The sequence below is a fragment of the Xanthomonas sacchari genome, from assembly GCF_024266585.1.
Classification (GTDB): Bacteria; Pseudomonadota; Gammaproteobacteria; order Xanthomonadales; family Xanthomonadaceae; genus Xanthomonas_A; species Xanthomonas_A sacchari_C.
Genome location: NZ_CP100647.1, coordinates 4,132,102 through 4,147,029, shown reverse-complemented (window position 1 = coordinate 4,147,029; position 14,928 = coordinate 4,132,102). Strand labels below are relative to the sequence as shown.

The window sequence follows — 14,928 nt, the reverse complement described above, 5'->3', positions numbered from 1 at the left end:
CCACCGCGCCGCCGCCGGGTCAGCGGCGCACGACGGTCAGCGTGTCCGCGTTTTCCTGCGCGATCCGCAGTGCGGTGCCGTCCAGCGCCTGATGCAGCGCCTGGCGGATGCTGACCTGCCCCTTCACTGCATTGACGTGCAGCGATGCCAGGCCGGGATCGCGGTACACGACCATGCAGCCGGTGGCATGGGCCAACTGCTGGGCGGTTTCGTCGAAGCGCCCGGCCGGCAGGTCGTAGGCGTGGTCGGGGACGGCGTCGCACTTGCCGGTCGCGGCAGGCGCGCTGGCGCTGGCGGCCGAATCCGCCGCTGTGCCGGATGGAGCGGTGGAGGAGCTGCAGCCGGCCAGTGCGGCAGCCAGGACGAGGGCGGGGCAGCAACGGCGCAGGACGGTAGGCATGGCGCGATTCCCGTGGAGGACCTGCGCAAAGTCTAGGCAGCGCCGCTTAACCAGGCTTGGCTTCCTGTGCGGGCGGCTGCGGCCGTGCATGCACCAGCGTGCACCACAGCACGCCGCCGAGCAGGCAGGCGATCGCCAGCAGCTCCAGCACGCTCGGCCAACGCTGTTCCCACAGGAAGCCGTACAGCAGCGCGAACACGGTCTCGAACACGATCATCTGCCCGACCAGGGTCAGCGGCAGCAGCCGGCTGGCGTGGTTCCAGCAGGCGTTGCCGATCACCGAGGCGAACAGCGCCAGCACCAGCGCCATGCTCCAGAAGCGCACCCAGTCGGCACCGGCATGGGCCGTGCCGGCCACGGCGAAGGCCGGCAACGCCAGCGCCAGGGCCAGCGCACCGGTGACCACGCCGGTGAGCAGCGACCAGTCGCGTCCGGACAGGTCCGGGCGCCGCCGCAGCCAGCGCGCGTTCTTGATCGAGTAGGTGGTCCAGCACGCCAGCGCGCCGATCGCGCAGGCCAGTCCCGCCGCGCGCAGGCCGAGGCTGGCGGGAATGTGCGGCCGCGCGACGGCCAGGGTCTGCACCGCGACCAGCGCCACCCCGAGCACGCACAGCGCACAGGGCGCGGCGAGCCGGCGCAAGCGGACCGCGCCGGCCGCGCGCGAGCCGATCACGGTGACCGTTGCCGGCAGCAAGCCGATGATCAGCGCGGTGGCGGCGCTGCCGGCCCACTGCACCGCGCAGCCCAGCAGCACGTAGTAGACGATGTTGCCGAGCAGACTCAGGCGCAGCAGCGCCCACCACTCGGCCGCGCCCAGCGGCGCGGTCGCGGCGCGCCAGCGCGGCAGCAGCACCACCGCGGCGATGGCGCCATAGGCCAGGTAGCGGGAGACGGCCAGTTGCAACGGGGAAAATGCGCTCAGCAGCTGCGGTACCAGGAACACCAGGCCCCACAGCGCGCCCGCGGCGATGCCGCTGCCGACCCCTGCCCATAGACGTTCGCGCATTGCGTTTCGCTTCCGTGGCGGCCGTATCAGCCGTGTCTGCCCAGCATGCCGCTGTCGGCGCCGGCCGGCTTGTCCCAGACTCCTGTCCTGGCGCGCCGGCGGTAGGCGGCCGGGGTCTGCACGGTGGCGCGCTTCAGTGCGCGGGTCAGCGCGCTCTGGTCGGCATAGCCGCTGTCCTGGGCCAGGGCGGCGATCGGCCGGGTGCCGTGCGCCAGCTGCCGGCGGACCCAGTCCAACCGCCGCGCCGCCACCCAGTCCTGCGGCGTGCGTCCCAGCGTGGCGCGGAACAGCGCGTGCAGGCGGCTCGGGCTCAGGTGCGCCAGTTGCGCCATGCGTCGCACCGGCCAGTCCTGGCCGGGCGCGGCTTCGATGCGGCGGCACAGCGTCTGCAGCCGCTGCCAGCCGCGGGGCGCGGTGCCCGCCTGCAGCCAGGCCAGCACGGCGGCACCGGCCCGGGCATGGGCGATAGCGAGGTCTGGATGCGGCGTCCGGGCGGCGAGCAGCGCCTGCAACGGTGGCGGCAGATCGAGGAAGGGCTGTTGCCGCAGACGCTCCAGCGCCGCGTCGCCGAAGGCATCGCTGGCGCAATCGACGATCAGGAAGCGGTTGGCGTCCAGCGCGCACTGCGCATGCCGGGTCTGCGGCGCGACCACGGCGGCGCGGTACCGGTCCAGATAGGCGCCGCCGCCGTCCACTTCCAGTTCCAGCGTGCCGTGCAGCGGCAGCACCAATTGCACGTGGTCATGCTGATGGGCGGTACCGTCGCGGCCGTAGCTGCGCAGGCTCAGGATGGGGGCGGTCGACATGCCCGCTACGCTAGCGCGCGGGCGGTGGCGGAGGGAAGCGCCGGGATTGGGGACTGGGGCGGGTCCCGGGGCGTCAGCATGGTGTCCGGAGCCAGATCGCTGTCAAACGATCCGATGAAAACAGTGGCTGTTGTTTGTGGGAAGGGCTTCAGCCCCAACGCGACTTATCGGGAAAGCCCGTCGGGGCTGAAGCCCCTCCCACAGTGCAATTGCAATCGCCCAGCACTCGCTGAAAATCCCGAGTCCCGAGTCCCGGCTTTTGCACCCTCCCTGGCTCAGGCGCCGCCCTGGCCGCCGCTCCAGGTGTCGCGCAGGGTCACGCTGCGGTTGAACACCGGCGCGTCGGCGCGGTGGTCGTAGCGGTCGGCGACGAAATAGCCGGTGCGCTCGAACTGGAACGCCTGCTCCGGCGCGGCCTGCGCGGCGGCGGGTTCGACGTAGCCGCGCACGCTGCGCTTGGAGGCGGGATTGAGGTGGTCGCGGTAGGTCTTGCCGTCGGACTCGTCGTCGGGCTTCTCCACCGAGAACAGGCGGTCGTAGAGGCGGATCTCCGCCTCCACAGCGTGCGCGGCGCTGACCCAGTGGATGGTGCCCTTGACCTTGCGGTTGGCGCCTTCCATGCCCGGGCGCGATTCCGGGTCGAGCCAGCCGCGCAGTTCCACGATCTCGCCGGCCGCGTTCTTGATCACCTCGTCGACGCGGGCGATGCCGGCGCCGCGCAGGCGCACTTCGCCGCCCGGGACCAGGCGCTTCCAACCCTTGGGCGGGACTTCGGCGAAGTCCTCGCGTTCGATCCACAGCTCGCGCGAGAACGGCACCTCGCGCGTGCCGAAGCTCTCGTCCTTGGGATGGTTGGAGAAGGTCAGGGTCTCGCTGTGGCCTTCCGGCAGGTTGCCCAGCACCAGCTTCAGCGGCTCGATCACCGCCATGCGCCGCGCGGCGTGCGCGTCCAGGTCTTCGCGCAGGCAGCCTTCCAGCACCGAGAAGTCGATCACCGAGTTCTGCTTGCTGATGCCGACCCGGTCGACCAGCAGGCGCAGCGCGGCCGGCGTGTAGCCGCGGCGGCGCAGGCCCTGCAGGGTGTACATGCGCGGATCGTCCCAGCCGTCGACCAGGCCTTCGGCGACGAGCTGGGTCAGCTTGCGCTTGCTCATCACCGTGTAGTTGATGTTGAGCCGCGAGAACTCGATCTGCCGCGGCTTGGCCGCCTCGCGCGGCAGGCCCTTGTCCAGCAGCGGCTGCAGCAGCTCCGGGTGGCCGGCGAGGTCGACCTTGTCCACGCACCAGTCGTACAGCGGGCGGTGGTCCTCGAACTCCAGCGTGCACAGCGAGTGGGTGATGCCTTCCACGGCATCGCCCAGCGAATGCGCGAAGTCGTACATCGGGTAGATCGGCCAGGCGTTGCCGGTGTTCTGGTGCTCGACGTGCTTGATCCGGTACAGCGCCGGGTCGCGCAGGTTGATGTTGCCGCTGCTCATGTCGATCTTGGCGCGCAGGGTGCGCGCGCCGTCCGGGAACTCGCCGGCGCGCATGCGCCGGAACAGGTCCAGGTTCTCCTCGACGCTGCGGGTGCGGTACGGCGAGTCGCGGCCCGGTTCGGTGAGGGTGCCGCGGTACTCGCGCACCTGCTCGGCGGAGAGGTCGCAGACGAAGGCGTGGCCGTCGCGGATCAGCTTCTCGGCGGCCAGGTAGTACACCTCGAAATAGTCCGAGGCGTGGCGCAGCTCGGCCCAGTCGAAGCCCAGCCAGCGCACGTCGTCCTGGATCGCGGCGACGAACTCGGGGTCTTCCTTGGCCGGGTTGGTGTCGTCGAAGCGCAGGTTGCAGCGCCCGGCGAACTCGGCGGCGATGCCGAAGTCCAGGCAGATCGCCTTGGCGTGGCCGATGTGCAGGTAGCCGTTGGGCTCGGGCGGGAAGCGGGTGCGCACGGCCGTGTGCTTGCCGCTGGCCAGGTCCTCGCGGACGATCTGGCGGATGAAGTCTTTCTTCTCGGCCGGGGCGGAGGCGTCGGTGGCGGGGGTGTCGGACATGCGCGCGTCGGAGACTAAGTAAAGTGCAAGTTTATAGTAAGTAAAGCGCTGCTTTAGCTTGGCCGGACTGGTCGGCGGCCGTCCTGGCGCGTAGGCTGCGGAGCAATTCACCCAAGAGAAGCCCGGATGCAGGCGTTCCGTCTTGCCCTTTGCGTCATGCGTCCTTCTCAATTGACGTGCCCGTGTGCGGGCCTGTGTTGCCTGCCCTCGTCCCAGGTCATGCCTGGGTCCGCGGCTCACGGCTGAGGGGCGCGACCATGCAGATCGCCTACCGCGCCCAGCACCTGATCGATGCGCACCTGGCCAAGCACGCGCTGGAGGACGCCGGCATCACCGCCTTCGTGTTCGGCGAGGCCCTGCTCGGCGGCGCCGGCGAACTGCCGTTCGGCGTGGTCCAGGTCTGCGTGGCCGACGAACTGCTGGAAAAGGCCCAGGAAGTGCTGATGACGCTGGGCCTGGGCGGGCAGGTGACGCGGGCGATGTAGCTTGGGGGCCGGGATTGGGGAGTCGGGATTGGGGATTCGCAACGGCAGCGCCCCGCTTTTGCCAATCCCCAATCCCTAATCCCCAATCCCGGCCCTCAACCACCCAGGCGGCACGGCATCCGCCACGGCCAGGGCGCGCAGGCGCTTGAACAGCACCACGGTCTCGGCCACGTTCCAGACCCGCAGGGCCACCTCGAAGGTGTCCAGCGGCTTGGTCAGGAAGTCCTTGGCGCCCAGGCCGAGGGCGCGGTGGCGGGCGCTGCGGCTGGGATCGGCGGTGAGCACGATCACCGGCAGGAAGCTGGACGGGCCGGCCAGCCGCGCCAGTTGCTCCAGGATCGCGTAGCCGTCCAGCTCCGGCATCATCAGGTCGAGCAGGATCAGGTCCGGCGCGAACGCCGCCACCAGGCCCAGCACCCGCTGCGGGTCGGTGGTCGCCACCACCTGGCGGAAGCCCTCGCGCTGCAGCAGTTCCTCCAGCAGGCGGACGTTGGTCGGTTCGTCGTCGACGATCAGGATGCGCGCGGCGAGGACATCGTTGCGGGTCATGCGAGGTGCCGGTCCAGAATGGAAAAGAAGTCGGCCACGTCCAGCGGCTTGGTCAGATAGGCGCGCACGGGGGCGCCCTGCACGCGGGCCAGCGTGGTCGCGGTGGCATCGGCGCTGATCACCACCACCGGGATCGCGGCGGTATGCGGCTGCGCGCGCAGCGCCTGCAGCAGCTCCTCGCCGTTGCCGTCGCTCAGGTGCAGGTCGAGCAGGATCAGGTCGGGCGTGGCGTGCTGCAGATGCGCGTGCGCCTGGGCCATGCTGGCGGCCTCGTGCAACCGCCAGTGCGGGCGGCGTTCGACCAGGGTGCGGATCAGCGCCTGGTTGGAGGGGTTGTCCTCCACGCTCAGCAACTGGCGATGTCCCCCGCCCACCGTTGTCGTCGCCACGGCCGTGTCCGGCAGTGCCGCTGCCTGTGGGCGGTCCAGCGGCAGCGCGATGGTGAACCGCGATCCGTCCGGGCCGCTGTCCACGGCGATGCGTCCGCCCATCGCCTCGGTCAGGCGCTTGCTCAGCGCCAGGCCCAGGCCGGTGCCCTCGATCGCCGAGCGCTCGGCGCCGAGCCGCTCGAACGGCGTGAACAATCGTTCCACCTGCGCCGGCGTCAGGCCATGGCCCTGGTCGTGCACGGCCAGCGCCAGGGATTGGCCTTCGGGCACGGCACTCACCCACACCGCGCCACCCGGGCGGTTGAACTTGATCGCGTTGGACAACAGGTTGATCAGCACCTGGCGCAGCCGCTGCGGATCGGCGCGCACGGTCCACTCCGGCGGCACCTGCGGGGGCCGCAGCACGATGCCGCGCGCCTGCGCCTCCGGCGCGACCAGGCCCAGCGCCTCCTCCAGCGCGCTGCGCACCGGCACCGGGCGCGGGCTCAGGTCGAGCTGGTCGGCCTCGATGCGGGCGATGTCCAGCAGTTCGGTGATCAGCCCCAGCAGGTGCCGGCCGGCGCCGAGGATGTGCTGCAGGTGATCGCGCTGCGCCGCGCCCGGCAGGTCCATCTCCAGCACCTGCGCATAGCCGAGGATGGCGTTGAGCGGGGTGCGCAGTTCGTGGCTGCTGCGCGAGAGGAACTCGGTCTTGGCGCGGTTGGCGCTCTCGGCCTCGCGGCGCGCCGACTGCGCCTCCTCGGCGCGCGCGGCAAGCAGGGTGCTGGCCTGCTGCAGGCGTTGCGCGACCTGGCCCAGTTCGTCGCCGGCCGGCGGCTGCGGCGCCAGTGGCCGGCCGTCGCCGAGGCGATCGGCGTTGGCCGAGAGCTGGCGCAGGCGCCGCGACAGCGACGAGGCGAACCAGGCCACCGCGAGCACGGCGCCGAGTCCGCCCAGCATCGCCGCGCACAGGGTGATCAGCAGGTTGCGCTGGCGCAGTGCCTGCGCCTTGGCGGTACGCACCTGCAGTTGCGCGGTCTCGTAGTTGCGCAGTTCGCGCAGTTCCGCGCGCAGGATGTCGAGGGTGACCTTGCCCTCGCGCAACTGGCGGATTTCTTCCTCGCGGCTCAGGTCCGGCGCCAGCAGCCGTCGCCAGCCCTGCATCTTCTCCTCGAACAGCGGCTGGATGCGGGCGAAACGCTGTGCCTGCCGCAGGTCGGTGATGCGTCGCGACAGGCGTTGCACCACGGTCTTGAGCCGCGGCTCGGCGTCGCGGTACGGGGTCAGGAAGGCGTCCTGGCGCACCAGCCGGTAGCCGCGCACACCGGCGGCGGTCTCGGCCAGCAGCGCATGCGCTTCATGCAGGTCGCTGAGCAACTGCAGGGTGCGGCGCACGTCGTTCTCGGCGGCGATGTTCTGCCGTTCGACGCTGTAGATCGCCACCAGCGCCGCCACCAGCAGCAACAGCGGCAGCGCCACCAGCGCCAGACTCTTGCGGGTCAGCGGCCAGTCGTTCCAGCGCCGCGCCAGCGCCCTCACAGCGCCACCCCCGCCTGCACCGCGACCACCGCGGCCTGGGTGCGGTCGGCCACCTGCAGCTTGTGCAGGATGCGCTCGACGTGGACCTTGGCGGTGCCGGCGCTGATGCCCAGTTCGGCGCCGAGCGCGGCATTGGTGAGCCCGCGCGACAACAGCGCCAGCACCTGCCGCTCGCGCGCGCTGAGCACGGCCAGGCGGTCGACCTGCGCCGGTTTGCGCCGCCGCGGCGCACGCGGCGGTTCGGCCGCCAGCGGCGCCAGCAGCGCGGCGATCGCGGACAGGGCCTGCACGTCCTCCGGCGCCGGCACGGTGCGGACGTCGTCCCAGCCCAGGCACAGCGTGCCCAACGGCACGCCCAGCGTGGCGATCGGCAGGCACAGTTCGCCTGCCGCGGTGGCGGTCGTGCCGCGCAGGCGCCAGGCGTGGGCGGGCGCCTGGATGGCGACGCTGGCGCCCGGCGGCAAGGCGTCGCCCTGGCTGGCCAGCACCAGGCAGCGGCCGCCGCGCAAGGCCAGCACCGCGGCGTGCGGGGCCGCGACCAGGGCGCTGGCGGGTGCGAGCGCGTGGGCGGTGGCCCGCGCGGCATCGCCGGCCTCGCGCAGCGCCGCGGCGGCGGCGGCCACGGCCTGCCAGCGCGCGGCGTCGGCGGCGTCGCGGCGCAGTGACTCACGCCACTGGCCTGCATTGGAGGGGCTGTGCACGGGCGCGTCTCCGGTATGCCGAACGGCATATTCGAGGATATGCCGCCCGGCGGATTTTTCGCAAGCCGCGGCTGCCAATACTCGCTTCGCCCCGAGACGGCATCCCCTCAGCACACGGAGACTTCCCATGCGTCGCATCCTGTTCGCCCTGGCACTGGGCCTGACCACCCCCACCTCCACCGCGCTGGCCGCGCCGGCGATGCACTACGACGGCCAGCCGGCGGCGCCGGCCAGCAGCGCCGAACGCGAGATCGCCGGCCTGTTCGATCGCTGGAACGCGGCGCTGGCCACCGGCAATCCGCAGCGCGTGGCCGACCTGTACGCCCGCGACGGCGTGCTGCTGCCGACGGTGTCCAACCAGGTCCGCGCCAGCCGCGCCGAGATCGAGGACTACTTCAGCCACTTCCTCGCCGCCAAGCCGCGCGGTGCCATCAACTACCGCCAGGTGCGCCTGCTCGACGACGACAGCGCGGTCGACGCCGGCGTCTACACCTTCACCCTCGACAATCCCGATGGCAGCACCCGCCAGGTGCAGGCGCGCTACACCTTCGTCTACGAAAAGCGCGACGGGCGCTGGCTGATCATCAACCACCACAGCTCGGCGATGCCGGAGCCGGTCGCCGCCGCCACGGCCAGCACCGCGACGAAGTGAACGTCGCGCCCGCCGCCGCCGCCGCGGCGGCCGGGCGCACTTGAAAGCGGACGCCGGCAGCGCCATCCACGAAGACATCGCCGTCGCTGCCAGGAGTCCATGCCATGTTGGGAATCGGTGCCTTCAAGCAGCGCCTGCCGCGTCCGGGCGAGAGCCTGCCGGGACGCGCGCAGCCGCTGCCGCTGCACAACCGTCACTTCGTCAACGGCCATCCGTTGCGCGACGCCTTCGCCGGCCTGGAGCAGGTGCAGTTCGGCCTGGGCTGCTTCTGGGGCGCCGAACGCGCGTTCTGGTCGCTGCCGGGTGTGTTCAGTACGGCGGTCGGCTACGCCGGCGGCGAGACGCCCAACGCCACCTATCGCGAGGTGTGTTCCGGCCAGACCGGCCACACCGAGGCGGTGCTGGTGGCGTTCGACCCGCAGACCGTGCGCTTCGAGCAGTTGCTGCAGACCTTCTGGGAAAGCCACGATCCGACCCAGGGCATGCGCCAGGGCAACGACACCGGCACCCAGTACCGCTCGGCGATCTACTGCACCACTCAGGCGCAGTACGACGCCGCGCTGGCCAGCCGCGACGCCTACCAGCAGCGCCTGACCGCCGCCGGCTACGGCGCCATCACCACCGAGATCCGGTTTCCGGCCCCGCCGTTCTACTACGCCGAGGACGAGCACCAGCAGTACCTGGCCAAGAATCCGGGCGGCTACTGCGGCCTGGGCGGCACCGGGGTGAGTTGCCCGATCGGGCTGGAGGCCTGAGCCTCGACGCGCAGGCTGCGCCGCGGCCGACCGGCGCTTGGCTGCGGCGCACCCGCACGCTGCGTGCGGGCTGCCCGTTTCCGTCCCTTGCTGGCCGTGAGCGGTTGAAGCCTGGGGTATCTCCGATCGAAGTCGCTGGTGAGCCGGTAAGCGGCTTCCGCACATGCGCAGAGCCAGGCCAGGATGAGGGTCGATAGCAACATCGCCAGCGCAACCCCGGTGGCGCTCTGTTTGGCTGGTTCCAGCAGATGGAAGGCAAGCGGCGTCAGCAGCCAGGGGACGAATGCGGCCAGGTACAGCGCAATGGCGCCTTTGCGATAGCTCCTGGCCGATCTCCAGATCCCTTTGGGAACGAAGGACGCCTTGTCGTTCGACAGGCCAATCATGCCTTTGGCCATCTTGCAGTACGTCAGGACCCTGGCTGCATTGCTGCGTTCCAACGCGATTCTGATCTCGTCGGCGTCGAGGTTGCCCCCGATCGCATTGCCGACCGCGATCTGCAAGGCGGCCGCATCCGTATCTCGCCAGGCGCCGTCAACGGACAGCGCGTACAGGCGTTGCGTGCGTTTCACCGAGAGCCCGAGAAAGCCGGTCCTCCATTTGAGGAAGAACATGGGAAGGGCCCCGGCGGCTGCGATGACGCCGGCGATGTGGCTGTAGCGACCTGCGAACTCGGCGAGTGACATGTTGCGTCTCCGAACTGGACTCGGTCGCATCAGGCCATAGCTTCCTCTCAAGGCGCGAGACCGAATCCCGATGGGCGCGGCGACCGCGTGCGTCCGGCCGCCGCCCTCCGCTTACTTGGCGATGCCCGTGCTGCCCTTGCCGGCGGCGGGCCGCAGCCATGCCGCATAGCCGGAAAGCTGCAGCGCCTTGCGCGGCGACAGGTCGGCCTTGAGTCGTTCGATCGCCGCGTCGCCGTCGCGGTTCTGGCCGAGGGCGTAGCAGGTCCGCGCCAGTTCCAGCGTCGCGCGCTGGCGGACCGTCAGGTTGCCGAAGGGGTCGAAGAAGGAATCCACGCGCGCGTGGTCCTGCACGCCGGTCCAGCCGAACCCGAGTTCGGCCGGCGTCTCCGTGGCGAGCTGCGCGTAGCGCCGCCGCGCCTCGGCCGGTGCGAGATGGCCGCTCAGCAGCGCCAGGCGGGTCCGCAACAGCGCCGTTTCGGCGGCCGACGCGCCGGCCGCGTACGCATCCAGGACGCGGCTTATCCATGCCCAGTCGACGTTGCCGGTGTCGGCCTGCGTGCCGAGCAGGTTGAAGGCGAGGATCGCCGCGCGCTGCGTCGCGGTGGTGGCGCGCTCGACCGCGTCCGCCGCCGGGTGCCCCAGCGTCGACGGCTGGACCAGCGCAATCGCCGGATCGTGCGCGAGGATCGCTTCCAGGTCCGGCTTGTGGAAATAGCCGACCACCACCAGCACGGTCTTGCCCGGATGCGCCAACGCCGCGGCGCGGATGCGCTGGGCCTGCAGGAAGGTGCGGTACAGGTACAGGCGCCGAGGCAGGTCCAGGTCGGCGCGCGGTGCCGGCGTCTGCGCCCACTTCTGCACCGCGGCCACGTTCTCGGCCGCATCCGCGGCGAAGATGTCGCGTTGCAGGGCGGCCTTGTCGGGGAACGACAGGAAGCCCTGGAAACCCTGCTCGCGGCGCAGTTCCAGCGGGGTGTCCAGATCAACGCCGAAGCCGAGCTTGGCGTCCTCCACCGGCGGCATCCAGTCGATCGGACAGAGGGCGACTGGATGCGCCGCGGCGTACGGCAGGATCACCCCCTGGACCTCGTAGGTGTATTCGTAATAGTCGCCTCGCGCCGCCTGCTCGGGCGGGCGCTCGATACACACCGCGTCCGGTGCGAGTTGCTCCAGGAACGCGGCGAGCACGCCCGGCTGGTCGCGCTCGGAGACCAGCTGTGCGGCGTGCTCCACGCCCAGGATCGCGACCCGGGTCGGTGTCGGCGCGGCCGCCACGCCGGCGGCACTGGTGCCGGCAAGCGCCAGCGAAAACAGACAACGCGCCATCCATCCGCGCATGCACCCTCTCCTGTCGAAGTCGTCGGAAACACCCACCCGCCGCACCTGGGTGCGTGCCCGCCGCTGCGTCGAGCGCGCCACGGATCGGCCGTGGCGCCGCGCTCAGCCGCCGATGGCGGACCGCAGGGTGCGGCCGGCGTGTCGCAGGGTGTGGCGACAACTGTAGTCAGGCAGCGTCGCCGCTGTCTGCATGACAGGTGGCACTGGTCGCGTTACACGAACTCGGCCGCGAACATCTGCCGCATCTGCGCGATCTGCTCCTCGCGTTCGGGATGCAGCAGGCGCAGGCATTCCTCGGCGAAGCTGACCGGGCTGGTGCCGGGGGCGGTGATCAGGCCGCCGGCGCTGACCACGCGGCGCTCCTGGTAGTGCGCGCTGCCGGCATAGACGCTGGCATGCTCGCGCAGGAAGGCTTCGGAATTGCTGGTGTGCGCGCGGGTATCGAGCAGGCCGGCGTAGGCCAGCGCCAGGGTCGCGCCGCAGATCGCCGCCACGCCACGGCCGGCGTCCAGGCGCTGCTGCAGCAACGCGCTCAGCCCGGGAATCTCGCCGGCCTGCCAACGGTCGCTGCCGGGCAGCAGCCACAGGTCGGCGTCCAGCGGCGCCAGGTCCGACAGGGCATAGGTGGGGTGCAGGTCCAGTCCGCCGATCGAGGTGACCGGCTTGCCGTCGATGCTGGCGATCTGCAGCGTGTCGCCGAACCAGGCCCGTGCCGCCGGCAGGATGGTGCCGATTTCCCAGTCCGCCACGCCGTCCACCATCACCACTGCGATTGTCGCCATTGCCTTGCCTCTGCACTCGGGTGCGCAGCATAGCCCGGCGAAAGTTGCGGCCGCGCCAAGGCGGTGTTGAATGCGCCGTGGAGGATGTGCGTTGCGCCTGCGCCTGTTTGCAGTGTTCCGTGTCGTTGGCGACGCGACGTCGCGCCGCGCAGCGGCATGCATCGACACCAGCGGACCGAGCGACGAACAGGCCGCGCGGCGGACACCCGCCCCATCCCGATTCCCGATTCCCCGCACAAAAAAAGAGCGGCGTCGCCGCCGCTCTCCGGGTGCCGCAAGGCGTGCGCCGCTCAGCCGATCAGCTTGTGCCGGATCGTGTCGCGCAGCGTCTGCAGGTCCTTGGCGAAGGTGTCGATGCCGCCGGCCAGCTTCTCGGTGGCCATCGGATCGGCCGCCAGGTCGGCGGCGAAGCGCTTGGCGTCGATCGGCTCCACCTTGGCGCCGTCGGCCTGGCCGGGCGAGAGCTTGCGCGGCAGCGGGCCATGGTCGGCGTCGAGCTTCTCCAGCAGGTCCGGCGAGATGGTCAGGCGGTCGCAGCCGGCCAGCGCCTCGATCTGCGCGGTGGAACGGAACGAGGCGCCCATCACCACGGTCGGCGAACCGCGACGCTTGAACTCGTCGTAGACGCCGCGCACGAACTGCACGCCCGGGTCCTCGTCGATGCTCGCCGGGGTCTGGCCATGGGCCACGTACCAGTCGAGGATGCGGCCGACGAACGGCGAGATCAGGAACACCCCGGCCTCGGCGCAGGCCAGCGCCTGGGTGCGGTTGAAGATCAGGGTCAGGTTGCAGTCGATGCCGTCCTGCTGCAGCTGCCGCGCGGCCTCGATGCCTTCCCAGGTCGCGGCGACCTTGATCAGGATGCGGTCCTTGGCGATGCCGTGCTCGGCGTACATGGCGATGAACTTGTGCGCCTTGGCGATGGTCGCGGCGGTGTCGTGGGCCAGGTCGGCGTCCACTTCGGTGGACACGCGGCCGGGCACCAGCGCGCTGAGCTTGGCGCCGACGCCGATGGTCAGGCGGTCGGCGATCTCGTCGACCAGGGCGGCGTGGTCGCCGTCCTGGCCGCGCGCCCAGGCCAGCGCCTCGTCGATCAGGTCGGCGTAGACCGGCAGGTCCAGCGCCTTCTTCACCAGGGTCGGATTGGTGGTGCAGTCCACCGGCTTGAGCCGCTTGATCGCGTCGTAATCGCCGGTATCGGCCACGACCACGGACAACTCGCGCAACTGGGCGAGCTTGGAGGGGGCGGAAGAGGTCATCGGTATCTCTCGGGAACGAGTGGAAACAAGGATAGGGCCGCGCACGTTAACGCGCTGCGCGCGCGTTGTCGTCGTCGGCGCGCTGCACCGCGGTCACGCGCAGGCGCAGCGGGCGTCCGCCGGGCGCCTGCCAGTCGATGGACTGGCCCACGGCCAGGCCGAGCAGGGCGCTGCCGACCGGGGCCAGCACCGAGATGCGCGCATGCGCGGCATCGGCTTCGTGCGGGTAGACCAGGGTCAGCTGGTGGCGTTCGCCGTGCAGTTCGTCTTCGCACTCCACGCGGGCGTGCATGGTGACGATGCCGGGAGGAATCTGGTCGGGCGCCATCACGGTGGCGCGGTCGAGTTCTGCGCCCAGCGCGAGCGCGGCCGGGTGCTGGTGCAAGGCAGGGGTGTCGAGCAGGGCTTCCAGGCGCGCCAGGTCGCGGCTGGAGACAATCAACGAGGGCGGCAGGCCGCTGCGGTGTTGCGAGGTCATGGACAGGCTCCGGTGGGATGACACAACGAACGGGGGCGGCACCGTGCCGCCCCCTGTCGCCATTGTGCAAGCAAGCCGGCGCCGATGCGACGCCGCGGCCGCAGCGGTCCCGTTCAGGCCACCTGGCGCGGTGCCGGGCTCGGCAGCGGTGCCTGCGCCGGCAGCGTGAACAGGTCTTCGGGCAGCGCGCCGAACAGGTGCGCCAGTTGCTGCAGGAACGCGCCCATCGCCGAGCTGCGCCGCCACAGCATGGCGATGCGCCGGCTCGGGCCGCCGTCGGGCGCGAACGGCAGCAGCCGCAGGTTCGGCGGATTGGCCACCGGCGGCTGCACCGCCAGCAGCGGCAGCAGGGTCACGCCGACGTTGGCGGCGACCATCTGCCGCAGCGTCTCCAGGCTGGTGGCCTGGAACTCGGCCTTCTCCAGCGCGCCGGACAGATGGCACACGTCCAGCGCCTGGTCGCGCAGGCAGTGCCCGTCCTCGAGCAGCAGCAGGCGTTGCGCGTGCAGTTCCGCCATGGTCAGCGGGGTCGGCCGCCGCGCCAGCGGATGCTGTTCGGGCACCGCCAGCACGAACGGTTCCTCGAACAGGAATTCGGCGTGCAACTGCTCGTCGTGCAGCGGCAGCGCCAGCAGCGCCGCGTCCAGCCGGCCCTCGCGCAGGCGGGTCAGCAGCACGTCGCTCTTCTCTTCGATCAGCAGCAGTTCCAGCTGTGGGAAGCGCTCGCGGATGCGCGGGATCACGTGCGGCAGCAGATACGGGCCGAGCGTGGGGAAGATGCCCAGGCGCACGGTGCCGGCTTCCGGGTCCTGGCTGCGCCGCGCCGCCTCCTTCATCTGTTCGATCTCGGCGACGATGCCGCGCGCGCGGCTGGCCGCCTCGCGCCCGGCCGGGGTCAGCATGACCTTGCGCGGGGCACGTTCGACCAGCGGCACGCCCAGTTCGTCCTCGAGCTTCTTGATCTGCGTGGACAGCGTCGGCTGGCTGACGAAGCACGCCGCGGCGGCGCGCCCGAAATGCTTGTGATCGGCCAGCGCCACCAGATATTTCAGATCACGCAGGTTCATCGGCGGGTTCCTCGGGACGCAGCGGCG

Annotated in this window: 16 protein-coding genes; 3 read left to right on the top strand and 13 right to left on the bottom strand. The window is 71.0% G+C overall.

Annotation, left to right across the window (positions count from 1 at the left end):
* Positions 1-19 precede the first annotated feature (19 nt).
* The 4 genes from NKJ47_RS17445 to NKJ47_RS17430 all read right to left on the bottom strand — a co-directional run bounded on the left by NKJ47_RS17445 (position 20) and on the right by NKJ47_RS17430 (position 4,242).
* Positions 20-400, bottom strand: coding sequence for an STN domain-containing protein (locus tag NKJ47_RS17445; RefSeq protein WP_254459018.1), 381 nt, complete (start codon positions 398-400; stop codon positions 20-22).
* A gap of 46 nt (positions 401-446) precedes the next feature.
* Entirely contained in the window at positions 447-1,406 is a 960-nt protein-coding gene (locus NKJ47_RS17440) for a DMT family transporter (RefSeq protein ID WP_254459017.1), read from the bottom strand.
* A 26-nt stretch (positions 1,407-1,432) separates the two neighbouring features.
* Positions 1,433-2,212, bottom strand: coding sequence for a helix-turn-helix transcriptional regulator (locus NKJ47_RS17435; RefSeq protein WP_254459016.1), 780 nt, complete (start codon positions 2,210-2,212; stop codon positions 1,433-1,435).
* Positions 2,213-2,487: 275 nt separating this feature from the next.
* Entirely contained in the window at positions 2,488-4,242 is a 1,755-nt protein-coding gene (locus tag NKJ47_RS17430; RefSeq protein WP_254459015.1) for a glutamine--tRNA ligase/YqeY domain fusion protein, read from the bottom strand.
* Between the two features lie 257 nt (positions 4,243-4,499).
* On the opposite strand from NKJ47_RS17430, the gene NKJ47_RS17425 reads away from it, so the two are divergent.
* On the top strand, positions 4,500-4,727 hold the full coding sequence (locus NKJ47_RS17425; protein ID WP_017912582.1) for a DUF2007 domain-containing protein: 228 nt from the start codon (positions 4,500-4,502) through the stop codon (positions 4,725-4,727).
* 75 nt (positions 4,728-4,802) lie between these two features.
* On the opposite strand, the gene NKJ47_RS17420 is transcribed toward NKJ47_RS17425, so the two are convergent.
* Genes NKJ47_RS17420 through NKJ47_RS17410 form a run of 3 tightly spaced genes read right to left on the bottom strand, consistent with a single transcriptional unit; the run spans position 4,803 to position 7,884 of the window.
* Positions 4,803-5,276 (bottom strand): response regulator, encoded by a 474-nt coding sequence (locus NKJ47_RS17420; RefSeq protein ID WP_254459014.1) that lies wholly within the window; start codon positions 5,274-5,276, stop codon positions 4,803-4,805.
* Positions 5,273-7,183 (bottom strand): hybrid sensor histidine kinase/response regulator, encoded by a 1,911-nt coding sequence (locus tag NKJ47_RS17415; protein ID WP_254459013.1) that lies wholly within the window; start codon positions 7,181-7,183, stop codon positions 5,273-5,275. The genes NKJ47_RS17420 and NKJ47_RS17415 overlap by 4 nt, the downstream gene beginning before the upstream one ends.
* Positions 7,180-7,884 (bottom strand): helix-turn-helix transcriptional regulator, encoded by a 705-nt coding sequence (locus NKJ47_RS17410; RefSeq protein WP_254459012.1) that lies wholly within the window; start codon positions 7,882-7,884, stop codon positions 7,180-7,182. Before NKJ47_RS17410 ends, NKJ47_RS17415 begins: the two co-directional genes overlap by 4 nt.
* Positions 7,885-8,011: 127 nt before the next feature.
* Between NKJ47_RS17410 and NKJ47_RS17405 the strand changes: the two genes are divergently transcribed.
* Together NKJ47_RS17405 and msrA are read left to right on the top strand one after the other, a co-directional pair.
* Positions 8,012-8,536, top strand: coding sequence for an SgcJ/EcaC family oxidoreductase (locus tag NKJ47_RS17405; RefSeq protein ID WP_254459011.1), 525 nt, complete (start codon positions 8,012-8,014; stop codon positions 8,534-8,536).
* A gap of 104 nt (positions 8,537-8,640) precedes the next feature.
* Entirely contained in the window at positions 8,641-9,291 is a 651-nt protein-coding gene (gene msrA, locus NKJ47_RS17400; protein WP_254459010.1) for a peptide-methionine (S)-S-oxide reductase MsrA, read from the top strand.
* Here msrA and NKJ47_RS17395 read toward each other — a convergent pair.
* The 6 genes from NKJ47_RS17395 to NKJ47_RS17370 all read right to left on the bottom strand — a co-directional run bounded on the left by NKJ47_RS17395 (position 9,237) and on the right by NKJ47_RS17370 (position 14,901).
* The gene (locus NKJ47_RS17395; RefSeq protein ID WP_254459009.1) at positions 9,237-9,977 is read right to left on the bottom strand and encodes a hypothetical protein; all 741 of its coding nucleotides are present in this window, start codon (positions 9,975-9,977) and stop codon (positions 9,237-9,239) included. The two genes, msrA and NKJ47_RS17395, sit on opposite strands and share 55 nt — an antisense overlap.
* Positions 9,978-10,088: 111 nt before the next feature.
* Positions 10,089-11,315, bottom strand: a complete 1,227-nt coding sequence (locus NKJ47_RS17390; protein WP_254459008.1) for a hypothetical protein — start codon at positions 11,313-11,315, stop codon at positions 10,089-10,091.
* 212 nt (positions 11,316-11,527) lie between these two features.
* On the bottom strand, positions 11,528-12,097 hold the full coding sequence (locus tag NKJ47_RS17385) for a type 1 glutamine amidotransferase family protein (protein ID WP_254459007.1): 570 nt from the start codon (positions 12,095-12,097) through the stop codon (positions 11,528-11,530).
* A 290-nt stretch (positions 12,098-12,387) separates the two neighbouring features.
* A complete protein-coding gene (gene tal / locus NKJ47_RS17380) occupies positions 12,388-13,356 on the bottom strand; it encodes a transaldolase (protein WP_254459006.1) in 969 nt (322 codons plus the stop codon).
* 46 nt (positions 13,357-13,402) lie between these two features.
* The gene (rnk, locus tag NKJ47_RS17375; protein ID WP_254459005.1) at positions 13,403-13,834 is read right to left on the bottom strand and encodes a nucleoside diphosphate kinase regulator; all 432 of its coding nucleotides are present in this window, start codon (positions 13,832-13,834) and stop codon (positions 13,403-13,405) included.
* Between the two features lie 113 nt (positions 13,835-13,947).
* The gene (locus NKJ47_RS17370) at positions 13,948-14,901 is read right to left on the bottom strand and encodes a LysR substrate-binding domain-containing protein (RefSeq protein WP_254459004.1); all 954 of its coding nucleotides are present in this window, start codon (positions 14,899-14,901) and stop codon (positions 13,948-13,950) included.
* Positions 14,902-14,928 lie beyond the last annotated feature (27 nt).